The 22,343-nt window shown below is 57.2% G+C and carries 19 protein-coding genes; 7 read left to right on the top strand and 12 right to left on the bottom strand.

What is annotated here, in order from left to right:
* Positions 1-8: 8 nt before the first annotated feature.
* The gene (locus ABJM11_RS13355) at positions 9-200 is read right to left on the bottom strand and encodes a CPXCG motif-containing cysteine-rich protein (RefSeq protein ID WP_348296375.1); all 192 of its coding nucleotides are present in this window, start codon (positions 198-200) and stop codon (positions 9-11) included.
* Between the two features lie 5 nt (positions 201-205).
* Positions 206-1,432, bottom strand: a complete 1,227-nt coding sequence (locus tag ABJM11_RS13350) for a pyridoxal phosphate-dependent aminotransferase (RefSeq protein WP_348296374.1) — start codon at positions 1,430-1,432, stop codon at positions 206-208.
* A gap of 258 nt (positions 1,433-1,690) precedes the next feature.
* Between ABJM11_RS13350 and ABJM11_RS13345 the strand changes: the two genes are divergently transcribed.
* A complete protein-coding gene (locus ABJM11_RS13345; protein ID WP_348296373.1) occupies positions 1,691-2,671 on the top strand; it encodes a D-2-hydroxyacid dehydrogenase in 981 nt (326 codons plus the stop codon).
* Positions 2,672-2,808: 137 nt separating this feature from the next.
* Here ABJM11_RS13345 and ABJM11_RS13340 read toward each other — a convergent pair whose 3' ends face one another.
* The 4 genes from ABJM11_RS13340 to ABJM11_RS13325 all read right to left on the bottom strand — a co-directional run bounded on the left by ABJM11_RS13340 (position 2,809) and on the right by ABJM11_RS13325 (position 8,854).
* On the bottom strand, positions 2,809-3,474 hold the full coding sequence (locus ABJM11_RS13340) for a response regulator transcription factor (protein ID WP_027831250.1): 666 nt from the start codon (positions 3,472-3,474) through the stop codon (positions 2,809-2,811).
* 44 nt (positions 3,475-3,518) lie between these two features.
* Positions 3,519-5,465, bottom strand: a complete 1,947-nt coding sequence (gene acs / locus ABJM11_RS13335; protein ID WP_348296372.1) for an acetate--CoA ligase — start codon at positions 5,463-5,465, stop codon at positions 3,519-3,521.
* Positions 5,466-5,750: 285 nt separating this feature from the next.
* Complete coding sequence (locus tag ABJM11_RS13330; RefSeq protein WP_348296371.1) at positions 5,751-7,289, bottom strand: fatty acyl-CoA reductase; 1,539 nt, start codon at positions 7,287-7,289, stop codon at positions 5,751-5,753.
* A 236-nt stretch (positions 7,290-7,525) separates the two neighbouring features.
* On the bottom strand, positions 7,526-8,854 hold the full coding sequence (locus ABJM11_RS13325) for an AAA family ATPase (protein ID WP_348296370.1): 1,329 nt from the start codon (positions 8,852-8,854) through the stop codon (positions 7,526-7,528).
* A gap of 288 nt (positions 8,855-9,142) precedes the next feature.
* Here ABJM11_RS13325 and ABJM11_RS13320 point away from each other — a divergent pair, with 288 nt between their 5' ends.
* The 4 genes from ABJM11_RS13320 to ABJM11_RS13305 all read left to right on the top strand — a co-directional run bounded on the left by ABJM11_RS13320 (position 9,143) and on the right by ABJM11_RS13305 (position 15,240).
* Positions 9,143-11,122: an HDOD domain-containing protein gene (locus ABJM11_RS13320; RefSeq protein ID WP_348296369.1), complete on the top strand. Its 1,980-nt coding sequence runs from the start codon at positions 9,143-9,145 to the stop codon at positions 11,120-11,122.
* A gap of 22 nt (positions 11,123-11,144) precedes the next feature.
* Positions 11,145-13,319: an EAL domain-containing protein gene (locus tag ABJM11_RS13315; protein ID WP_348296368.1), complete on the top strand. Its 2,175-nt coding sequence runs from the start codon at positions 11,145-11,147 to the stop codon at positions 13,317-13,319.
* Positions 13,320-13,560: 241 nt separating this feature from the next.
* Positions 13,561-14,214, top strand: a complete 654-nt coding sequence (locus ABJM11_RS13310) for a class I SAM-dependent methyltransferase (RefSeq protein ID WP_348296367.1) — start codon at positions 13,561-13,563, stop codon at positions 14,212-14,214.
* A gap of 18 nt (positions 14,215-14,232) precedes the next feature.
* Complete coding sequence (locus ABJM11_RS13305) at positions 14,233-15,240, top strand: DUF2156 domain-containing protein (protein WP_348296366.1); 1,008 nt, start codon at positions 14,233-14,235, stop codon at positions 15,238-15,240.
* Here ABJM11_RS13305 and murI read toward each other — a convergent pair.
* Together murI and nudC are read right to left on the bottom strand one after the other, a co-directional pair.
* Complete coding sequence (murI, locus tag ABJM11_RS13300; RefSeq protein ID WP_348296365.1) at positions 15,218-16,066, bottom strand: glutamate racemase; 849 nt, start codon at positions 16,064-16,066, stop codon at positions 15,218-15,220. The genes ABJM11_RS13305 and murI overlap by 23 nt on opposite strands.
* Positions 16,063-16,878, bottom strand: coding sequence for an NAD(+) diphosphatase (nudC, locus tag ABJM11_RS13295; RefSeq protein WP_348296364.1), 816 nt, complete (start codon positions 16,876-16,878; stop codon positions 16,063-16,065). Before nudC ends, murI begins: the two co-directional genes overlap by 4 nt.
* Before the next feature lie 21 nt (positions 16,879-16,899).
* On the opposite strand from nudC, the gene ABJM11_RS13290 reads away from it, so the two are divergent.
* Positions 16,900-17,052: a hypothetical protein gene (locus ABJM11_RS13290; RefSeq protein ID WP_348296363.1), complete on the top strand. Its 153-nt coding sequence runs from the start codon at positions 16,900-16,902 to the stop codon at positions 17,050-17,052.
* The gene (plsB, locus tag ABJM11_RS13285) at positions 17,022-19,490 is read left to right on the top strand and encodes a glycerol-3-phosphate 1-O-acyltransferase PlsB (protein WP_348296362.1); all 2,469 of its coding nucleotides are present in this window, start codon (positions 17,022-17,024) and stop codon (positions 19,488-19,490) included. The genes ABJM11_RS13290 and plsB overlap by 31 nt, the downstream gene beginning before the upstream one ends.
* Before the next feature lie 22 nt (positions 19,491-19,512).
* Here the strand turns inward: plsB and ABJM11_RS13280 are convergent, their stop codons facing one another.
* From ABJM11_RS13280 to tsaB, 4 genes are all read right to left on the bottom strand, one after another.
* Positions 19,513-20,322 carry a class I SAM-dependent methyltransferase gene (locus ABJM11_RS13280; RefSeq protein WP_348296361.1) on the bottom strand — a complete coding sequence of 270 codons (810 nt, stop codon included), beginning with the start codon at positions 20,320-20,322 and terminating at the stop codon, positions 19,513-19,515.
* Positions 20,322-20,684, bottom strand: coding sequence for a UDP pyrophosphate phosphatase (locus ABJM11_RS13275; RefSeq protein ID WP_348296360.1), 363 nt, complete (start codon positions 20,682-20,684; stop codon positions 20,322-20,324). Before ABJM11_RS13275 ends, ABJM11_RS13280 begins: the two co-directional genes overlap by 1 nt.
* 131 nt (positions 20,685-20,815) lie before the next feature.
* Positions 20,816-21,613, bottom strand: coding sequence for an undecaprenyl-diphosphate phosphatase (locus ABJM11_RS13270; protein ID WP_348296359.1), 798 nt, complete (start codon positions 21,611-21,613; stop codon positions 20,816-20,818).
* 33 nt (positions 21,614-21,646) lie between these two features.
* Positions 21,647-22,342 carry a tRNA (adenosine(37)-N6)-threonylcarbamoyltransferase complex dimerization subunit type 1 TsaB gene (tsaB, locus tag ABJM11_RS13265; protein WP_348296358.1) on the bottom strand — a complete coding sequence of 232 codons (696 nt, stop codon included), beginning with the start codon at positions 22,340-22,342 and terminating at the stop codon, positions 21,647-21,649.
* Position 22,343: the final 1 nt, after the last annotated feature.

Below are 22,343 nucleotides of genomic sequence, written 5' to 3'. Positions count from 1 at the left end.
AAAGCTCCTTATTCGTTCTCGGCCCGGACGTCCACCGTTGGGGTCAGATTCTCGTCCACGACCACATGAACCACGATGGGCTGGCAGCACACCTGGCAATCCTCTACGTACTCCTGGTCAGCCACGGACGGGTCGACGCTGATGTCCAGCGTCTCCCAACAGTAGGGGCATTGGATGAGCACCGAGTCCAGGGCTGACATGGCAATCAGAACTGCTGCTTCGCCATCCAGGGGATGATCCTGTCGAACGCCTCCTCCAGTTTCTCACAGGTAGTGGAGAAACTGATACGGACGGCATTGGTGCAGGCTTCACCGAAAGCATCGCCGGGAACCAGGCAGACGCCGGTTTCCTTGAGCATCCGCAGCGCCAGGTCAGAGCCGTCCACATGGGGTGGCAAGTCCGGAAATGCGAAGAAGGCACCGCCGGGCTTGTAGCCGGTCATGTAGGGAGTCTGGTCAACCAATTCCACTACCTTGTCCCTGCGTTCACGGTAGATGTCCACCATGTTTCTGACGCACTGCTGGTCACCGGTCAGGGCGGCCACACCGGCGAACTGCGAGGGCGTGTTCGCCACCGAGGTCGTGAACATGTGGAACCGGCGGAGGGACTTGATGGCGGCCTGGCTTGCAATCACCCAGCCGACTCTCAGCCCCGCCATACTGTAGGTCTTGGAGAAACTGCTGATACACATGATGTTGTCGAGGTCCATCGAGCAGTTCAGCACGCTGGCAAAGTCATCGTCATCGAAAATCAGATGGTCATAAACTTCATCCGCGTATACCTGGATACCACGGTAAGCGCACTCTTCAAGGATGGTTTCTATGGTGCTGCGAGGATAGACAGCCCCCGTAGGGTTGTTCGGGTTGTTGAGGATCAGGGCAAATGTACGTGACCCCATCGCCCGGATGACTTCATCAGGATCCAGCTGGTGATCGTTTTCCGCGCGGGTCGGAACGAACTTCACTTCACCCCCGTTCATGCGAATCAGGGGCGCATAAAGCAGAAAGGACGGGTCCGTCACAATGAACTGACGCCCGGGCGCGGACGTGGCCGAAATCGCCAGGTACATGGCCTCGGTGGCACCACTGGTAATCAGGATGTTGTCCCGTGTCAGCTTGCGGTCGTAGCGGGCACCGTAATAATCGCGCAGTGCTACCAGAAGCTCAGGAAGGCCCGCGTCCATGGTGTAGCCGGTCTGGCCTGCATTCAGGGCATCGATATAGGCATCAATTACATGCTTGGGTGTTGGCAGATCCGGCTGACCGATTGAAAGATGAATGACATCCTTCATGGTGGCCGCCATATTCACCATGCGACGAATGCCCGGCACCGGAACCGCCTGCATGGCCGGGTTCCAGCTGGCCTTGTTCTTGCGGTACTTCACTTTGCGCGGTTTGGTCTGGCCGGTTTCTTTATTGGCGGCTTCTGCCATAAACACCTCCTGAAACGGGGCAAAATAGTAGCTACCCCTGCAGGTTAGTCAGTAAACAGGGGGCGTACAAGACATAAAACAGAAAGATTCAACGGATACCCCGGAACCTTGTCAGCGCCACTGTTACAGTGCCTACGACCTTTATCCAATAACGGCTCAGGTTGACCAGTTCACACTCAGATACCAGACTGTAATTCTGACATCCGGACTGTCGATTCCCGCGACCGGACGCGGACAAACAGCATTGGCGGAGGACAGATGACCCAACACAGCAAACCGGTTGTGACCGTTCTGACAGCGCCCGGAGAAAAAGAACCTCCCGGCATGGATGCGCTGAGGGCACGAGCAGAGGTTCGCTTTGCCTGTGACGAACCGACGCTGAAGGAAACCCTGCCGGGCACCGACGTGATGATGGTGACGGACTTCCGCACGGAAGCGCTGGCTGCAGCCTGGCCGTCAGCCGACAAGCTGAAGTGGATTCATGCCACCAGTGCCGGGGTTGATGCCCTGATGTTCCCCGATCTGATCGACGGCGATGTCGTTGTTACCAACGCCCGGGGCATTTTCGACCGCACCATTGCCGAATACGTGCTGTGCACCATTCTGATGTTCGCCAAGGACTTTCCCCGCTCACTGAAGCTCCAGTCTGAACACAAATGGCAGCACCGGGACACCGAGCGAGCCGAGGGGAAGCAGGTTCTGATCGTCGGCGCCGGCTCCATTGGCGGCCAGATTGCCCGGCTGTGCAAGGCTGCCGGGCTGAAGCCCCACGGCATAGCCCGTAAACCACGCCATGACGACCCGGACTTTATCGCAGTGCATGGCAACGACGACCTGACAGAGCAGTTGGGCCTGGCGGACTTTGTGGTGATTGCTGCTCCGCTTACCCCACAGACCGAAGGCTTGTTTGACGAGAAGGCCTTCCAGGCCATGCGCAAGTCCGCGCGCCTGATCAACATCGGCCGTGGCCCGGTGGTGAAAACTGACGACCTGATCAAAGCCCTGAATAACGGCGACATCGCCGGCGCTGCCCTGGATGTGTTTGAGGAAGAGCCGCTGCCGGCTGAGCATCCGCTCTGGGATATGGAGAACGTGATCATGACGGCCCACATGTCCGGGGATTTCATTGGCTGGAAACGGGCACTGACAGATCAGTTCCTGGAAAACCTGGACCGGTGGCACAAGGGCGAGGAGCTGTTCAATTTTGTGGACAAGAAACTGGGGTATGCGAAGAAGTGAGGCTTCGGGAGCATTCCTGTCAGTGAAATGTCGGATCAGGCGAAGCCGTGATCCGACAAATCAACTTCCCATACATAAAAAAGCGGAAATCCCAAAACAGGACTTCCGCTTTTTTAATCCGTAAAACCTCAGACCACTCAGCTGCCAGACAACGACGTATCAGAAGGATCAATTTCCATCTGCTGGATCGCAATCACCGCCTGGGTCCGGTTGCGAACCCCCAGCTTCCGGAATACCGCCGTGATATGCGCCTTGATCGTCGCCTCTGACACATCCAGATCATACGCAATCTGCTTGTTCAGAAGCCCTTCGGCCAGCATACCCAGCACCCGGAACTGTTGCGGCGTCAGTGACGCCAGCTTCTCGGAAAAATCCGTCATGTCCGAATGCATCCGCTCGATCTTGTCCGCCACACCTTCCGGCAACCAGACATCCCCTTCCAGGACCGCCTGAATAGCCTCCGTAATGGTTGGTAAAGGCGCCGACTTCGGAATGAAGCCCGACGCCCCGTAGTCGATCGAGCGACGCATGACCTGCATTTCTTCCGATCCTGACACCACCACCACCGGCAACCCGGGGTACTGCCCGCGCATGAACACGAGCCCGGAGAAGCCATGGGCGCCCGGCATGTTCAGATCCAGCAACACCAGATCCGCATCCGGATGCGACTCTACCGCCGCCTGCAGCGCCTTGATGCTGTCCACTTCCACTGTTCTGGCATCAGGTACCGCTTGACTGACCGCCTGTTTCAAAGCTGCCCGAAACAGCGGGTGATCATCGGCGACGATAATGGTTTGTGTCATTCAACAGATTCCTCACAGGGTCACAGCCTGATCACAGGCAGGCCTTACTTGTTCGCACGACCGCTGATCAGATCGTCCACTACACCCGGGTCCGCGAGCGTCGAGGTATCACCAAGCTGATCGTGCTCGTTTGACGCAATCTTACGCAAAATCCGACGCATAATCTTGCCAGAACGTGTTTTGGGCAGTCCAGGCGCCCACTGAATGATATCCGGAGACGCAATCGGGCCAATTTCCTTACGCACCCACTGGACCAGTTCCTTCTTCAGCTCCTCTGAAGGCTCCTCACCATGCACCAGGGTCACATAGACATAGATGCCCTGCCCCTTGATCTCATGCGGATAACCTACCACAGCCGCTTCGGCAACCTTGTCGTGGGCCACCAGGGCACTTTCCACCTCGGCGGTCCCCAGTCGGTGACCGGACACGTTCAACACGTCGTCTACACGGCCGGTAATCCAGTAGTAGCCATCTTCATCACGGCGGGCACCGTCACCGGTAAAGTACATACCCTTGTAGGTGCTGAAGTAGGTCTGCTTGAAGCGCTCGTGGTCGCCATAGATGGTACGCATCTGGCCGGGCCAGCTGTCGAGGATAACCAGGTTACCCTCGGTCTTGCCTTCGAGAATCTTGCCATCGTTATCCACAAGCGCCGGCTTCACACCAAAGAACGGCACTGTGGCTGAGCCAGGCTTCAGATCGATGGCGCCGGGCAGCGGGGAAATCAGGATGCCACCGGTCTCGGTCTGCCACCAGGTGTCCACAATCGGACACTTGCTGTTGCCAATCACACGATGGTACCACTCCCAGGCTTCCGGGTTGATCGGCTCACCCACTGAACCCAGCAGGCGCAAGCTTTCACGGGTTGTGCCATTCATGCACGACTCACCTTCGGCCATCAGGGCACGGATGGCTGTGGGCGCGGTGTACAGGATGTTCACCTTGTGTTTATCCACCACCTGACCCATGCGGGAGGTATCTGGATAGTTAGGTACACCCTCGAACAGGACAGTAACCGCACCATTGGCCAGCGGACCGTACAAGATATAACTGTGGCCGGTGACCCAGCCGAAGTCCGCCGTACACCAATAGATGTCGCCATCGTGGTAGTCGAACACGTATTCGTGGGTCATGGACGTGAATACCATGTAACCACCGGTGGTATGCAGTACCCCTTTAGGTGCGCCGGTAGAACCGGAGGTGTAGAGCATGAATAATGGATCTTCCGCATTCATCGGCTCTGCCGGGCAACCGGCAGACGCGCCCTTCATCAGTTCTTCATAGCTCTGGTCGCGGCCCTCTTTCCAGGGCACATCACCACCGGTGCGCTTGACCACAATCACCTTGTCAACGTCAGCGCCGGCTTCATTGTTCAGCGCTGCATCCACGTTCTTTTTCAGCGGAATCTTGCGACCGCCGCGTACACCTTCGTCGGCGGTTACCACAAAGCGGGACTTGCCGTTGGCAATACGGGCACCGAGCGCTTCGGGTGAGAAACCGCCGAAGACAACAGAGTGAATGGCACCAATACGGGCACAGGCCAGCATGGCAACGCCGGTTTCGACAATCATGGGCATGTAGATGGTGACCACATCGCCTTTCTTGACGCCCTGGTCTTTGAGGACGTTGGCGAACTTGCAGGTTTCTTCATACAGTTCGCGATAGGTCACATTGCGGGAATCGGCGGGGTCATCACCTTCGAAAATAATCGCCGTCTGGTCACCGCGTTTTTCCAGGTGCCGGTCCAGGCAGTTGGCGGAGGCGTTGAGCTGGCCATCCTCGAACCACTTGATGGAAAGGTTGTCGTAGTCGTAAGTGGTGTTCTTTACTTTCGAGAAAGGCTTGATCCAGTCAAGGCGTTTGCCGTGTTCGGCCCAGAAGGTTTCCGGGTCGTCGATCGACTGGCGATACATCTTCTCATACTGATCCCGGTTTAGCAGGGCCCGTTTGGCCACATCCGGGCTTACCGGATAAACCTGTTTATCAGTCATTGTGCTCCCCCTTTATTAGTCAGAGACTGTTGTCATTATCGGTTTTGTAATTTAGAGCGTGCGGGCAAATAAGCCCTGAAGACGGATACCCATAGTTCAACATGCGTGCCAGTGAACAATGAATTAGACTAACGTCCTAATGCGCCAGCACTTTTAGCCAAAACGACGACTTTACAAGGGGTAAGGCTGGTGTTCAGGAGCCTGTCATAAAGGATAGACCCACTGCCAGAAACAACAAGTGAAAAGCGGGTCCCCGGGCGACAGGGATCCGCCATCATGCAGTTTTCAGGCTGCCTTCTTCCGGGGCCGGGCAGCGCGCAGGCTGTATAGCTTGCGTTCATTGAGGGCGTATCGATTGAGGCCGCCAAGGTGGATCTTGCGCAGGTATAGCTGCCAGTCAATCTGGCACGCATCCACCGGGAACAACACCCGGTCCAGCTCTCCCATACGAGAGGCCAGGGCTATCAGCCCGTCATTGCGGAAAATATAATCCGGTGCCGTGTAAAATCCGAAGATAGTCGCCAGCGACCGGGTAGTGTCCAGGTTTTTCAGAACTTTCAGTTCCCTGTTCTGGCCTGCCAGCCTCAGCGCCTTTCCGGCGAGGGACAACGGCAAACGCATGCCACCCACGACCACATCAAACAGTTTGCGGTTTACGGCAATAAAGGGTTTGGTGGGCTGGCGGTAGAATAGCTGATCGTAGTCGGCAAAGTTGGACTTCGCCTCTGCCATCAGATGGTCGATGAACTGGCCCAGTGAAATCGGATTGGAACTGCCGCTGCAACACTGGTAGATCCTTCGCTGGGCGGGCTCGGTGACCGCTTCAGCCAGGGACAGAATGATGCTGTTGCCAACCAGGTCCACCGGAATGACATCAATGACGCCACTGCGTTTACCGGGGAAAAGGGATACCTTGCCACGGGCATAGGCCAGAATGATGGCATCGGCAACTTTCACACCCTCAATCCAGCCGGGCGATGGTTCTTCCAGTGCGCTCTCTATAATCGATGGGCGAACGATGGTCAGCGACCGGCCCGCCAGGGCTTTCATCAACAGTTGCTCGCCAAGCCATTTGGTAAAGGTATAGGTATCGCTCCAGCCATACAGATTGGCTTCGCGAATTCCGAGGTCTACCAGTTTCTTCTCCAGCATTTTGCCGGAATAGCGGGAACGGACATCCGCGATCTTGTCCTGCAGCAGATGCACCAGTTCATCGATTTCATAGTAACCATCCGTGCTGCGTGGAATAGATTCGCCGGCAGGCTTGATAACCGACTCGGTAACCTGCCCGGCATTCTTGCCATTCACGTAACAGGTGGACACCTGGATAACGGCCATCTGACTGTTCAACTGCGCCAGGGCTGCCACGTTCTCCAGACACAGGGTATTGATTTTCAGGGCCTTGTCGAGCTCCTCCCGGAAGTTGACACTGGCTGCGGAGTTGATGAAAGCATCCACCTGCCCGGCAAGCGCCTGGAAGCGGTCCGGTGCCAGGCCGAAACGGGGCTCGGTCACCTCACCGGTGATACAGTGAACGCGGTCTTCGAGAAAATTCTCAAAGGCTTCGTTATCTTCGTGCCGGAGACGTTCGAATACCGACGAACTGGCGATTTCGTTCTCAAACCGCTCACGGGCTCCCGGGTATCGCTTGTTGCCTCGGATAAGCAGATGTATACCACCGATATCCGGCACCGTGCGGATCAGTTTTTCCAGCACTACCTTACCGAGAAACCCGGTGGTACCGGTGATAAGTACGTGTTTGCCACGAAGCTGTTCCAGAACGCCCGACGCTGAGGTTCCGGCTTGTAGGGGCTGTTTTGCCATGGCGTGAACTCCTTCTCTAATCACTGTGCAGCCATTACGTGCAACTGATTTCAGATTGAAAATAACCGTTCCCTGACCACTGCATTTTGCGGGCCACGATTCCGGGGAATGGGGTTAATATTTGCACAGACGCCATTACAGTGCGGTGACACACAGCAAAGTTACGCTACAAAAAGCGTAAATAAAATGACGATAAAATAACGTGATTTCCGGAAAGAAAGCTGACTGAAAAACGGTCAGGAGCCGTTCCTGTCAGTACCTGCCAGAGATCGTAACAGCTGGTCGAGAGAAATATCAGAAGGCTGCTCCCTGAGTGCTCTCACAAGCCTGCTCTGGTCGCCGAAGCTGATGCGATCATAATAGGGTTCACGTTCTTTCCGGGGCACTTCTTTCTGCGCATTGCTCTGACCGGAACGATCGCGACGGGATTGCGGATCGACCCGGCTGGCGAGGTGGTTGAGGTGCGTAGCCAGATGGGCACGCTGCTCTTTATCGAGGCGCTCCCAGTCAAGAGAAGCCATCCCCGTCTGGATAATTTCAATCGTATCTGCATCAATTGTGCGCCCCAACAGTGCAAAAAAGCCGTTAAACGCTTCATAGCGCAGCAAAGACGCGTCATTGTTTTCGTCCAGCACCTTCCCTATCCCGGCAATCAGCCGCTTGCACTCCGCAACCGGGTCTGGGCGAGAGCCAGATTCATTGTTCCCAGAGGCAGGTGCAGGTACTGCAGGCGCTGTGGATATCCGGTGCCAGTAGGCGGCAATTCCGGCTTTTCGCGGGGGAAGCTGGCGCAAGCGCACATTGAGCATGTCGCACAAAGTGCGAAACTGACGACAGGAAGGGTCCGATGGATTCATCAGCGCCACCGGGCGCTGGTTCAGGACCGACTGGCGCAGCGTTTCATCCCGCCAGACAGCCCCCAGGTAATGCAACTGGATCCCCAGATGACGTTGAGCGGCGGATTCCAGGCGCTGAAATACAGACCTGGCCTGGCTGGCGCCCTGAGCCATATTGACCAGCACGCTGGGTGTCCTGCGATAACCACGGCGAATCAGCAGTTTGATAAGGGAAAAAGCATCGGTCAGCGAAGCGGGGTCAGGTGTGACCACCAGGCAGGCCAGCTCCGCCGCCGCAATCATGTGCATCCCGGTTTTCTGTAACCCCGACGCCGTGTCCGTGATCACATAATCGTAGTCTTTCTCCAGCTTTGAGAGTGCCCTGAGTACGCGCAGACTGTCCTCCGCCGCCATATCCACACACTGCTCGACCCCCGAAGCCCCGGGAACAATGTGGAGCCCCCACTCTGACTCCATGATGACGTCACGAAGACGGCACTCGCCGGTCATCACGTTGGCCAGAGTCCGCGTGGGATAGCGCCCCAGCATAATGCTGACATTGGCAAGGTCAGTGTCGGCGTCCAGCAGAAGTACCCTGTGGCCTTCACGGGCAAGGGTAAGGGAAAGGTTCAGTGCAACCGATGTTTTACCCACACCTCCCTTGCCACCGGTAATCGCCAGTGTCCTGGGTTGGCTCTGCTGTTGCCTGGTCGTAAGAGAGTCCGTCATGGGTTCTTGTTTGGCGCCGGGATTTTGTGCACTCGATCAAAGTGTAACCCGGACAGAGCTCTAACTGTAGCCAAAAACGTGCTATCTGACAGAGCAAAAATGGATAAATCAGCTACATTTTATCTGTAAAAAGTTTACACACATCACAAGCCGGGTAATACTCTGCCCAAAAAAGGAACAATAACTGTTTAATAAGCACGACTTATTGTCTAAGCTCAGATCCGATGTTTTTCATGAACAAACTGTCAGAAACTGACGACTAATCCGGCATTGAACACAGGCAGGCTTATGCAGATTGCCCCTGACATACAGTTACCAAGTCTCCCGGAGGTCACCCTCCGGGCGCTGGAAGCCTGTCATCAGGATCAGAACTACCGCAGGATCAGTGATATTGTGTCTGCAGACACCGCACTGGTGTCACGAGTACTTGCCCTCGCCAATTCCGCACTTTACGGCCCCATTGCGGAAGTTCGCTCAATAGATCAGGCCTTGCTACGGCTCGGCACACGCCGCTTTCATACCCTCGTACTCACCGCCGCCCTGCGACAGATTCTGTACGAACTGGGCGCAGACCAGTGGCAGCAAGTCAGGGATTTCTGGCGCCATTCCCTCACAACCGCCCTGACAGCCCGGGCGCTGGCGACGCTCACGCGCTACCCCGAACCCGACCAGGCCTTCATGCTGGGCATGCTCCATAACGTGGGCGAACTGATCGCCCTGAAGACGCCCCCGGGAGATACCCAACAGTATTATTTTGACCACCAGGCAGACATCGCCGCGGAGCTTGTCACTTCCTGGGGGCTGGGCTCCATGGCCGCCGACGCCATGCGTTATCAGCAGGCCATGCCAACCGAGATTCGCGATGCCGGCCACCTGGTCAAACTGATCAGTCTTGCCACCAGACTCGCCCAGTCAGACGCAGCAGGTATTGCCGCCGCTGGCACCATATTCGGACTTAACGAAGAACTGACGCGGGAAATCAACCGACGCATTGACCAGGAGGTCAGTGGCGTGGCCGAATCCCTCGGTATACCGCTGTCTGACGAATACGATGCCAGCCACTCCAATCATAAACTCAAGCAGACAATACTAAAACAGGCCATGGCCAATCAGGCGCTGGGGCTGTCTCCGATAGGCGGAAGCGCCCAGGAGTATCTGGCGGCCACCGTCAACAGCCTTACACTGATCACCGGACTGCCAGCCCTGTATTTCGGTGAGGCCGGGGATGGCCTGACCCTGCTGTCTGCCAGCATTGGAGATGTCCCCGACCTCACGGTTGCCAGCGGGCCAGCCACCAGTGTACTGACCGAAGCCTTCACCACGGGAACCACCCTTTGCCTTGGCGAACGTTCGCCAACAGTGCTCGACCGGCAACTGTTATCGCTGCTGAAAACCCCCTCACTGGTTGCCATCCCGGTGAGTGGTGACGAGCAGTGCACCGGGGTGTTTGCCGTAGGTACCGATGCCAATAATTCCGGGCAGACCGAAGATCTGGGAAGACTGTTCAGCGAAAAACTGTCACAAGCCGTCACTACCATGCTCGCCGAACGGGGCGACAACCGGGAGAATATCGACGCTGAGCTGGCCCGGGACACTATCCGGCGCCAGGTTCACGAGGTCAGCAATCCGTTGACCATCATCCGGCAGTACATCTATCAGTTGAGGAACCGGCTCGACGATGACGAGGTTCAGGAAGAGCTGGATGTTATCCGCGACGAACTTGACCGCGCCGGCGACCTTCTGCTGCAGATCAGTCGCACTCCTGGCTATGACTCACCTGATTCCCCCGGAGTCTGTAACCTTAACGATGAACTACGGACACTGCGTGACCTGCTGGAGGACAGCCTTTTCAGTAGCGATGAGAAAACATTGACGCTGGATCTCTGCGAGGAACCAACCGACGTTTCGGTTCCCCGCGCAGTGATCCGGCAAGTGGTGATCAATCTGGTCCGCAACGCCGCGGAAAGTCTTTCTGAGGGTGGCGATGTCTCCATCCACACACTGGCTCCGGTCTGGCAAGGCGGGGAAACCTGGGTTGAACTGGAGATAGCGGATAGTGGCAAAGGAATTTCTGCCGACATTCGCAAGAATCTGTTTTCTCCGGTTCGATCCACGAAAGGCAATGGCCACAGTGGACTCGGCCTGAGCGTGGTAAAACAACTCATTGATGACATGGAGGGCATCATTAATTGCCGCACAGGGCGTGGAGGGACAGCATTCCGAATACTGTTCCCCTCGGCGGCAAATAACAAAAACGATGATGAATGACGAAAGGCGACGGGCGTAAACAATGAAACCTTCGAGCACCGAATGGACCTCCCACCGCGGCACAACGCCACGTATTCTCGTTGTCGATGACGACCCGAGACTGCTGGCCGGCCTCGCATCACTGCTCAAAGGCAAGGGGTATGATGTCACCGAGGCGGAAGGCGGCCGTATGGCTTACCGTATCCTCGCGACAGAATCGTTCGATCTGGCAATGCTGGACCTGCGCATGCCGGATGTGGACGGATTTGATGTCATGGAGCGGCTGGCCTCGGAACAACCAGACTGCGGCGTGGTGGTAGTCAGCGGAGAAAGTTCATTCAGCTCGGTCAGCCGGGCCTTGCGCAGAGGCGCACTGGACTATATTCGCAAGCCATTCGACCCCGAAGAACTGCTGACAACGGTAAATGGCGTTCTTGGCAAGCGCTCACTGATTCGTGCCCATGAACACATACGCATGCGCCTGGAGAAATCAGAAGAGCTTCACCGATACATCGTCAACAGTTCGCCGGACATCGTCTTCATGCTCGATGGAGACGGCCACTTCTGCTTTGTAAACAGCAAAATCGAAAGCCTGCTGGGCTACCAGCCGGCTGAACTCTGTGGCCGGCACTTCCGCCACATCCTGGACGACAGGGACATCGCCCGGGGCACCTATGCCCTCAAAGGCCCCAACATTTCGGCTGACAATCCCCGCACCCTTGAAGTCAGGCTGAAAACTCGTGGCAGCCGCAAGGCCAACCGGCATTTCGAAATCACGGCATTTCCCATCGATCCTGAAACCTGGCCCCACTCCAACGACGAGGAAGGCAAGCACGGCACCCGCGAAGCGCGCTACTACGGCACCGCCCGGGATGTCACCGAGCGCAAGGAAGCGGAGGCCTTTATCAACTTCCAGGCCTATCATGACCTGCTGACCCGGCTGCCCAACCGCGCCCTGTTCAAGGATCGTCTTGATCTGGCGATTACCCACGCCCGGCGAAGTGAACAGAAACTGGCGGTGATGTTTCTCGACCTCGACCGCTTCAAGGTCATTAACGATACCCTCGGCCATGCCATGGGCGACCGCTTGCTGCAGGCAGTGACCCAGAGACTGGAACGCTGCCTTCGCAAGGGCGACACCCTGTCCCGGTTTGGTGGCGACGAGTTCACCCTGCTCCTGCCATCGATCCACAGCCACGAGGATGCCAGGCAGATCTCCAAAAAACTGATCAAGGCCCTGCGAGCACCGTTCCAGTTGGGTGACCACGAAGTTTTTGTTGGCGTGAGTATCGGTATTGCCATATATCCCGAAGCCGGTGAATCGATGGACCACCTGATCCAGAATGCCGACATCGCCATGTACCATGTCAAAGCCCGCGGCAAAGACGGGTATCGTTTCTATTCCGAGAGTATGAGCATTGATACCGCCAACCGCCTGAACCTGGAACGGGACCTGAGGCTGGCGCTGGAGAGAGACGAGCTCCGGGTGTTCTACCAGCCCCAGGTTTGCTCCACCAGTAACCGGATCGTGGGCCTGGAAGCGCTTGTACGCTGGCAACACCCGGAACGCGGCTTGCTCTATCCCCGGGACTTCCTGCCCCTCGCGGAAGAAACCAAACTGATTGCCAAACTCAGCGAGTGTGTACTGGACCGGGCCTGTCGTGATGTCGGGCAATGGATCCGGGACGGTCACAATGACCTGCGACTGGCGGTCAACCTGTCACCGGTACAGGTGGAGCATCCCCGGTTTGTAGAGACCCTGATGGAACAGATCGATGCACACGGGTTTCCACCGGAAAACCTGGAGATCGAAATCACTGAAAACGTGATCATGAACGACCTTGAGCAGATCAGTCAGAAACTCCGTGAACTGGCTGCGCTGGGCGTCAGGATTGCCATTGATGATTTTGGCACCGGTTACTCTTCTCTGAACTACCTCCATCGCCTGCCCATTCATACCCTGAAAGTCGACCAGTCTTTCGTCAGGGCGATTCGCAGTGGCGAGGACGGCGCCTGCATCGTCAACGCCATCGTCGCCATGGCCCACGGCCTGAAACTGGAAATAGTGGCTGAAGGCGTGGAAACCAACGAACAACTGACCTACCTCAAAAGTCTTGGCTGCCACCAGGTTCAGGGCTTCTTCTATGGCCCGGCACGACCAGCGGATGTCATCGAGAAAACCCTGGGCCACCTGCCCGCCCGTGCTGCCGCATTCTGACCCGCCACTAAAATCGATACTCCATTGTCGGACACTAAGATCTAAAATGTTGATCTGGTTTGCAAAGTGTTGCTGTTCGTTACTTTATGTATCCGGAAATGCGCATTACTGCACATAATTCCCCCATTGGCTTCTCTAAGCTCAAATCCATCAGGCGCTTCTATCGAACTCACCAACCGGTGAAACAATCATTACAAGAACGATGGAAGCCTCCACTGAATATGGACAGGCAGAAGTCACCATGCATGATAAATACAAATACATTGGTCCGGTTTACGACTTTCTGAGCAACCTCTACAGCGGCCGGAACATCCACCGCTGCAAAACCGCCATGCTTGATGTGGAAACGGTGCAACCCGGGTCACGCATACTGTTTGCTGGGGTGGGTCATGGTCGTGACGCCATCCGTGCAGCAGAACTGGGCGCCGATGTCACTGTGGTAGACCTGTCGGAAACCATGTTACGAAAGTTCGGGGAGGCCCAGGAAAAGGAGGCCCCTCACCTCACCATACGTCGCATTCACAGCGACATCATGAAAGTGGACGAATACGAGCAATACGACATGGTCGTCGCCAACTTCTTCCTCAACGTTTTTGACGAAGACATGATGGTGCGGGTGCTGGAGCACCTGATCCGCCTGGGCAAAGCCGACGCCAGGGTTGTAGTTGGCGACTTCTGTTACCCCACCGGCAACATTGTCGCCCGCCTGTTCAAGAAAATGTACTGGTACATGGCCGTTTTCATCTTCTGGCTGTTTGCCAACAACGCTTTCCACAAGATCTACAACTACCCCGAGCACATGCAGCGTCTTGGCCTTCACGTTACCGAGAAGAAGCATTTCAAACTGCTGAACATGAACTGCTATTGGTCGATCCTGGGACAGAAACAGGCGTAACAAACGGGGAGCAACACCATGTCAGACCAGATTCTTTCGCTCGACGGCATTCAGTCACTGGACGAAGGTGCCTTTACCTTTGCGGAACGTGTCGGCTACCTGAAAAAGTTCGGCACCCACTCCCAGTCATTCTCGACGTTGCAGCCGGGCATGCAATATTTTGATGTACCCGGCGTGGGCTACCTGGCCTACATGCGCAAGTGGGGCGGAACCTTTGTTCTGTCTGACCCGGTCACCGCCCCCGAGCACTTTGACGTCGTACTGGAAAGATTCCATCAACGCTTCCCCAACGCCTGCTATATCCAGGTCTCGAAACCCGTGGTGGATTATCTCTATCGCCGGTTTGGCCTGTATGGCACCCAGTTTGGCAGCGAGTCCCGTATCAACCTGAAAAGCTGGTCGCTGACCGGCAAGAAGAAGCAGATTCTGCGCACCGCCCTGAACCAGGCAGAGAAAAATGCCATTACCGTCAAGGAGCGCTTCAGCGACGATCACACCCGGGAAATCTCCGACGCCTGGATTCGCACGCGCAAGTGCAAAAGTAAGGAAATCCGCTTCCTGATTCGCCCCATGGAGATGGAATACCGGGAAAACGAACGTCACTTCTACGCCTACCAGGATGGCAAGGCGGTGGGCTTTATCTACTTTGATCCCATCTACCGCAACAACGAAATCATCAGCTACGTACCCAATATATCCAGGGCCAATGCCGATTTCCGCCAGGGTATTTTCTACACTCTGATGGCTCACGCCATGGACGTATTCAAGGCCGAAGGTGTGCCCTACCTGGACCTGGGGCTGATTCCGTTGTCACTGGACCAGGCCACCGAGCACCAGGAAAGCCGCCTGCTCAAACGCATCATGCATGGCCTGTATGAAAGGGGAAATTTCCTTTACAACTTCAAGGGGCTGGAATTCACCAAGTCGCGTTTCCGTGGCGACAATTTCAAAACCTATTGTTGCCACCGCCGCTCTTTACCGGCGCTGGAATTCCTGGCGATGTTCAAACTGACTCGGCTGTTGTAACAGTTGTAAACGCGGCCGGCCACCGTCCCCGGATTTCCGTGCTGCCCAGGTTCAACGGCGCCAGAAACGTGTCCAGCCCACTGGGCACATCGCCCGTAAACAGGGCCGCATCAACAGGCCTGTCATCAGGCGGGGCTCGCAGACTCCCGACCGGGTAACCCTGGTCCCCAAGCAGCCAGGCGGCACGACGGGCAATAGCGTCACCGGAATCCACCCAGTATTTCACTTCGGGCATTTGCGCTTTCAACAGATCAGCGATGAGGGGGTAATGGGTGCAGCCCAGCACCACGGTATCCACATCCGCGTCACGAAATGGCTGTAGCGCTGCGTATAACAACTCCTCCGGGACCCGCACACCGGTTACAAGACGTTCAATCCAGTAAACCAGATCGGGGTGCCCAAGGCGCTCAACGGTGCAGCCATCTGCGAATTCGGTAATCAGGCCCGCCAAGTACGGGCGGCGCACAGTCGCCGGCGTTGCCAGCACACCAATACGGCGGTTCGCAGACAGCGCTACGGCAGGCTTGATGGCTGGAACAACGCCAATGACCGGCGTGGAGGTCATTGCCCGCAGATGCGGAAGCACGACAGTACTGGCGGTATTACAGCCGACAACGATTACATCACAGGGATACTCATCTATGGCTGCGGCAATCAGGGCCTGACTGCGCTCAATCACCACCGATTCGGGCTGGTTACCATACGGGAAACCTGCGTTGTCAGCCAGATACACCAGGCGGACGGACGGCAACTGTCTGTGGATACAGGCAGCAATGCTCAGCCCGCCAACGCCGGAATCAAAAACCAGCACCCTGGGGGTTGTCACGGCTGCGCCCCTTTTCCGGTGATCTCCTCCGCCATGGCCTGAATCAACCGACCAGCTATGGTGGTCGATGGTGACACCGGAGGCATTTCCTCTGGCAGGTACCAGTCGGCCTCAGCAATTTCATCTTCCTGTAACACCAGATCGCCGCCGGCGTAGTCCGCAAAAAAGCCGAGCATCAACTGATGGGGAAACGGCCACGGTTGGGAGGTCTGGTAACGAACACGGCTGACATCCAGCCCGGTTTCCTCTTTGACCTCCCGCACCACGGCTTCTTCAATAGTCTCCCCGGGCTCCACAAACCCTGCAATCAGGCTGAAAAAGTGGCGCTTTACCCGGGAGGAGCGAGCCAGGAGCATGTGCTTGCCGCGGCGGATAACCACAATGACGCACGGCGCCAGGCGCGGATACCATGGAATGCCACACGCCTCGCACCACTTCGCCCGCTCCAGGGGGTGCAGGCCGGTCGTCCCGCCACAGCGGCCACAAAACCGGTGGTCCCGCCACCAGTGGTGAATCTGGAAGGCGGTACCCAGCATATGTGCCGGCGCGTCCTCCATCATCAACAATGCATCTCTGAGCGGCACCGGCTGGGGCTTGCCGGGAAGGGTATCTGCTTCGGCCACGTACACCGCCTGACCGTCCAGTTGCCCCACATAAACCGGGCTCGTCCGGCTATCGGTAAACGGCGATACCGCCTGCCATGGGCTCAGCCACCCGGTATCCGGCTTGAGTACTGAATCACCGGTGATGGCCAACACGAGATCACTCTCGCCAGGGGGGGTCGTCGACCAACCGGGTGTCCATATCGCCATAATCCGGATCCTGCAGCTACCATGAAGTATGAACTGGAAATGTATCACACCGGCGCAATGCAACTGAACGACATCATGTCTTTCGGCACCGTGCGCAACCAAGTAAACTTAGCGCCTGATTTTGTGAACCGGAGCGACCATTTATGCGTGTTTTCCTGGGCCTTCGCAGCCTGATCCTGACCCTTTTTCGCAAGATCCTGTTTTTGTGGGTCCGGACGGATGTAAGCGGTAACAGCGCCGAAGCCCTGGGACTCGATCCGGAAACGCCTGTTTGCTACGTGTTACAGTACAGCTCGCTCTCCAGTCGCCTGGTACTGGAACAGGAGGTACTGAGCGCCGGTCTGCCCGGTGCGACCTCCTCCCTGCCGGTAAAGAACGGGCCAAACCATTCTTTTTTCTTCCTGTACCGTAGAATCGGCGGTCTGTTCCGAAGGCGCAGGACACCCGTTCCCACCAACGAATTCCGGGCGCTGGTTCGCCACGGCCTGGAGCACCCGGAACAGGACGTACAGATAGTTCCGGTTTCCCTGTTCTGGGGCCGCTCCCCCGACAAGGAGAAATCCGTCGTCAAACTACTGCTTTCAGACACCTGGTCCGTAGCCGGTCGGTTGCAGAAATTCCTGATCATTCTGGTGCACGGCCGCAGCACCTACGTGCAGTTCAATCAGCCACTGTCGCTGAAGCAGGTCATCGATGAATACCGTCACAGTGAGGATCGCGCCAACCGCAAACTGGCGCGTATTCTGCGCACCCACTTCCGCCGCGTGCGCCAGGCTGTCCTGGGCCCGGACCTCTCCCATCGCCGGACGCTGGTCGACGGGCTGGTACGCACCCAGGCCGTCAAGGAAGCCATCCGCGAAACCGCCCGCAAAGACGACATCCCTCCGGAAAAGGTCCGCGCCAAGGCCTATAAGTACGCGGATGAAATTGCCGCAAACATGTCCGTCGTTACCATCCGGGTTCTGGAAGTGGTGCTGTCCCGCCTGTGGAACCGCATTTACAATGGTATCGCCATCAATAACATCCAGGTAGCCAAGGAAGTCGCCCAGGACAATGCGGTGGTCTATGTTCCCTGCCATCGCTCCCATATTGACTACCTGCTGCTGTCCTACGTGCTCTACAAGAATGGGTTGATGCCTCCACACATTGCCGCGGGCATCAACCTCAACATGCCTGTGGTCGGCCCTATCCTGCGCCGTGGTGGCGCCTTTTTCATGCGCCGGAGCTTCCGTGACAACCCGCTTTACGCCACGGTCTTCAACGAATACATGCACGTGATGTTCTCCCGGGGCTACTCCGTTGAATACTTTGTCGAGGGCGGGCGCAGCCGTACCGGGCGGATGCTGCAGCCGCGGCCCGGCATGCTGTCCATGACCGTACGCAGCTTCCTGCGGGACCACCGCAAGCCCATTGTGTTTGTACCGGTGTACATCGGCTACGAGAAGGTGATGGAAGGCCGGTCCTACCTGGGAGAGTTGCGGGGCAAGAAGAAACAAAAGGAAAGCGTGTTTGCCCTGGCCAAGACTGTCCGCAAGCTGAGGAATTCTTTCGGACAGGTGTCGCTGAATTTTGGGGAGGCCATCCACCTTTCCGAGGTACTGGACGAAATCGAGCCCAGCTGGCGCGAAGAAGCCTACGACTCCGAGTACCGGCCAAAGTGGCTGAACCATGCCGTGTCTGAACTGGCAACCCGCGTTGCCTCCAATATCAATGCCGCGGTAGCGGTCAACCCCATTGGTATTACCGCCACTGCATTATTGGGCACCGAGCGCCTGGCCATGGATGAAGGCCAGTTGATCCGCCTGATGGATCAGTATGCAGACCTGCTGCACGCCTTCCCCTATGCGGAAACAGTCACCTTGCCGGAAGGCCGTGGCAAGGACTGGGTGGCCTACTGTGAAAATATGGGACTGGTTACCCGACAGCCCCAGAAGCTCGGCGATATTATCGCCCTGGAAGGCAGCAATGCCATATTAATGACTTATTACCGCAACAACATACAACACCTGTTCGCCCTGCCATCGCTGATCGCCAGCCTGTTCGAGAACAAGCAGTCGCTGCGCCGGGACAAGATCGAATTCCTTGCCGGTGTTGCTTACCCCTACCTGAAATCGGAGCTGTTCCTGAAATACCATCCCGACGACATTGCCACTGTCGTCAATCAGTGGATCGATGTGCTGGTGTCCAGAGGGCTGCTTTTCGAGGAGGAAGATGACAGGATCAGTCGACCTGAAGAGGGCACCGATGCCATGCTTCGTCTACGGATACTCTCGCGGTTCATCATCCAGACTCTGGAGCGCTACCATATCGCTATCGGCATACTGCGCAAATACGGTTCTGGCAAGATCACCGCCACTGAACTGGAAGAGCAGAGCACCCTGCTGGCAGAGCGCATGTCCATCCTGTTTGGCCTGAACGCCCCGGAGTTCTTTGACAAGACCCTTTTCCGCAGCTTTATTGCCAACATGCAGCACAATGGCGTTATCACCACTGACGATAACGGACTGCTGTGCTACAGCGAAGGGCTTGATGAAGTTGCAGAAGACGCCCGGCTGGTACTGAGCGTGGAAAAACGCCAGGCCATCCAGCAGGTGACCATGCTTGGGGCCTGAACGCCCCGGCCTGATGGTTCTGTCAGCCGCCGGGCAGCGCCTTGATGGAATAGACATCGTAGCGGCTGCTTTTACCCTCAATACGGGTGGTAGGCTCCGGCCCGCTGACCGGCTGAGCCTTGCGGGGACGCTTGACCACTACCCGATAGGTTGCCACCGCCAACGCTGCCGCCAGCAGTTCGGGTGAATCGTCATCATCCCCGACCACCGTGCGGAATACCTGCATCTCTTTTTTTACCAACGCTGACTTGTCACGGTGGGGGAACATCGGGTCCAGGTAGATGACATCCGCAGCCCCGTCCGCCGCAGAGTGCAGCCACTGGATACTGTTCCCCGGCTGCAACTCCATACGGGCCGCCAGCGGCGCACTCTGCTCGCTCAGACCGGCCCTGAAAAGGCCGTCGCTGAGTAATGCGTGTATCACCGGTGAGCGCTCGAAAAGCGTCACCCTGCAGCCCAGGGATGCCAGCACAAACGCATCCTGACCGAGACCCGCGGTGGCATCCAGAACATGCAGCTGCTGCCGGGTCTTCTGCAGGCCCACCGCCTTGGCGATCAACTGGCCTGTGCCACCACCATGTTCCCGGCGATATCCCGCCTTACCGGTCACAAACTCGGCCCTGACCGGTCCCGGGGCGCCCTTACCGGTCACCTGCAGACCCAGGCCGCGCTCATCGGAGAACAGCAATACCGGATAATCGAGGATGTCGCGGGGGCGCACCGTGCCCAGAAAAGGCAGTGACAGCTGCTCAGCCAGTGACCGGACTGCAAGCCCATCACCCAGAGGGCTGCAGGCAACGGCAAGTCCGGGGGAGTTGTTTCGGGACGACATCAAACCAGAATATCGATGCCGGACAGAACATTATCGGAGGCATCGCCCCGGGCGGCGACATCGGCAAAGGTGGACAGGGCTCTTGAAGTATTCAGAGGCACCTCATCGGCGCGAAAGCGCTCCAGCCTGACATCTTCTGCCGCCTGGCGCGCTTCAACGCGACGCTCAAGGGACTCTGTGGAAGGTATTGGCCTTGCTTCGGCACTGCGGGAGGGTGTATCGGACAGATCCCGTCGAACAGCATCGCTGTTGCTGTCCGGGGCCGTTGCAGGCGCACGCGCGACATCACTGCGTTCCCTGACCGGGCTGTTATTGCCGGACTGGAAAGGAAGACCGCCGTTTGGGTTTACACCACCAATCATTTCAGGCACACCGGTTGTGGTTTCAACTGAAACCGGATTATGGAAGATTTATCCGGGTTTTGAAAGCCAGCTGTTCAAAATTTGCTCTATCCTCTGCAGTCTATTCTGGCCACCGCCTGCCACGAGAGGGCCTACCACAGCATGGCAATCAGCAGCACACCAAGCACCAGCCGGTAGATGACAAACGGCATAAGACCAAGCCGCTCCAGAAACTTCAGGAATAGATGGATACAGATCACCGCGCTGACGAACGACAGTGCAGCACCGAGTGCGATGGCCGCCCAGTCGGTTGCTCCGCCCTGTTCCACCAGTTCGAGTGTTTTCAGCAGGCCGGCTGCGAGAATCAGTGGAATGGAAAGCAGGAATGAGAAACGCGCCGCGGCTTCCCGGCCGAAGCCCAGGAACAGGGCAGCGGTAATGGTAATACCGGAACGGGACGTACCTGGAATCAACGCCAGCGCCTGGGCCAACCCGATAATCACTGCGTCCTTCATGGTCAGGGATGGTAGCTCCCGGGCACGGCGGCCTACCGCGTCCGACCACCAGAGCACGAGGCCGAAACCGATGGTAGAGGCAGCAATCACCAATCCCGAACGCAGGGAAGACTCGATGAAATCATTGAATAAAAGCCCAGCAAGACCGGCAGGAACCGTGCCTGCAATAACCGCCCAGGCAAGCCCGCTATCCTGCCCTACCCGCCCACGGGCTGTATCTCCGGCCCAGGCAACGGTAAGCCGGGCAACTTCCGCTCGGAAATACCACACCACGGCCGCCAGGGTGCCCACGTGTACTGCCACATCAAAAGCCAGGCCCTGGTCGGGCCAACCCATAATCTGTGACGGCAGAATCAGGTGAGCAGAGCTGCTGATCGGAAGAAATTCCGTCAGTCCCTGAATAATGGCCAATACAACAATGTGCCACAGTTCCATGGGCAGTGTTTCCGTATGGTAGCAGGGAGATTATCAGCGGCCCGGGAGTTTCTTCCAGGCTACTTCATCACGAATATAGACGGGCTGGGCCTCGGCGGCAGCCACCCCCTTTCCTTCTTGAAACGACTGCGCCGCTATTTCAACGACTCTGGAGGCTTTGGGAACCAGGGTGTCGTCGATGTCTTTCATGGCTCCGGTAACCTCAGTCGGGAACCCGTCCCTTAATCCCCAGCCCTGGCCAACCCCGAACCAACAGCGGATACCGGAACTAAGAGAGACCGAGTCCGGAGTGCACACCTGTTCGTCGCCAAGCAGCGCCGGACGGCCGGCCCGACATACATAGCACGCCCAGTAGACTTCACCCATGCGGGCGTCAAACGCAACAGCGATGCCGTCGCCGTCAGAGAGTGAGAAACGGTCAATAGCATCCGCCGCAACGGCCGCCAGTGACGATACCGGGACCACGGGCACATCCAGGCCATAGGCCAGGCCCTGGACAACCCCGGTAGCGATTCGAAGCCCGGTAAAAGACCCGGGACCACAAGCGAAAGCCAACGCATCGAGCTCAGCCGGCACCAACCCCTGCTCTGCAAGAAGTTCACGGACCATGGGCATCAGCAGGCGGGTATGCCCCCGCGGTGCAAGCTCAAAGCGCTCCGTCACGGTGCCGTCTGCCAGCAGGGCCGCCGAGCAGCCCTCCGACGAGGTATCCAGTGCCAGTAGTTTCACG

It is taken from the genome of Marinobacter sp., from assembly GCF_039977835.1.
Lineage (GTDB): Bacteria > Pseudomonadota > Gammaproteobacteria > Pseudomonadales > Oleiphilaceae > Marinobacter.
The sequence above is the reverse complement of the archived record's forward strand: the minus strand, read 5'-3'. Positions and strand labels throughout refer to the sequence as shown.

What these genes read in the sequence shown, in the direction of transcription:
- ABJM11_RS13290 (WP_348296363.1), top strand. Translation starts at nt 16,900, where the DNA reads ATGAAGTATGAACTGGAAATGTATCACACCGGCGCAATGCAACTGAAC.
- ABJM11_RS13350 (WP_348296374.1), bottom strand. Translation starts at nt 1,432, where the DNA reads ATGGCAGAAGCCGCCAATAAAGAAACCGGCCAGACCAAACCGCGCAAA.
- ABJM11_RS13315 (WP_348296368.1), top strand. Translation starts at nt 11,145, where the DNA reads ATGAAACCTTCGAGCACCGAATGGACCTCCCACCGCGGCACAACGCCA.
- ABJM11_RS13340 (WP_027831250.1), bottom strand. Translation starts at nt 3,474, where the DNA reads ATGACACAAACCATTATCGTCGCCGATGATCACCCGCTGTTTCGGGCA.
- ABJM11_RS13320 (WP_348296369.1), top strand. Translation starts at nt 9,143, where the DNA reads ATGCAGATTGCCCCTGACATACAGTTACCAAGTCTCCCGGAGGTCACC.
- ABJM11_RS13275 (WP_348296360.1), bottom strand. Translation starts at nt 20,684, where the DNA reads ATGATTGGTGGTGTAAACCCAAACGGCGGTCTTCCTTTCCAGTCCGGC.
- ABJM11_RS13330 (WP_348296371.1), bottom strand. Translation starts at nt 7,289, where the DNA reads ATGGCAAAACAGCCCCTACAAGCCGGAACCTCAGCGTCGGGCGTTCTG.
- plsB (WP_348296362.1), top strand. Translation starts at nt 17,022, where the DNA reads ATGCGTGTTTTCCTGGGCCTTCGCAGCCTGATCCTGACCCTTTTTCGC.
- ABJM11_RS13305 (WP_348296366.1), top strand. Translation starts at nt 14,233, where the DNA reads ATGTCAGACCAGATTCTTTCGCTCGACGGCATTCAGTCACTGGACGAA.
- ABJM11_RS13270 (WP_348296359.1), bottom strand. Translation starts at nt 21,613, where the DNA reads ATGGAACTGTGGCACATTGTTGTATTGGCCATTATTCAGGGACTGACG.
- ABJM11_RS13325 (WP_348296370.1), bottom strand. Translation starts at nt 8,854, where the DNA reads ATGACGGACTCTCTTACGACCAGGCAACAGCAGAGCCAACCCAGGACA.
- ABJM11_RS13345 (WP_348296373.1), top strand. Translation starts at nt 1,691, where the DNA reads ATGACCCAACACAGCAAACCGGTTGTGACCGTTCTGACAGCGCCCGGA.
- ABJM11_RS13310 (WP_348296367.1), top strand. Translation starts at nt 13,561, where the DNA reads ATGCATGATAAATACAAATACATTGGTCCGGTTTACGACTTTCTGAGC.
- nudC (WP_348296364.1), bottom strand. Translation starts at nt 16,878, where the DNA reads ATGGCGATATGGACACCCGGTTGGTCGACGACCCCCCCTGGCGAGAGT.
- ABJM11_RS13280 (WP_348296361.1), bottom strand. Translation starts at nt 20,322, where the DNA reads ATGTCGTCCCGAAACAACTCCCCCGGACTTGCCGTTGCCTGCAGCCCT.
- acs (WP_348296372.1), bottom strand. Translation starts at nt 5,465, where the DNA reads ATGACTGATAAACAGGTTTATCCGGTAAGCCCGGATGTGGCCAAACGG.
- ABJM11_RS13355 (WP_348296375.1), bottom strand. Translation starts at nt 200, where the DNA reads ATGTCAGCCCTGGACTCGGTGCTCATCCAATGCCCCTACTGTTGGGAG.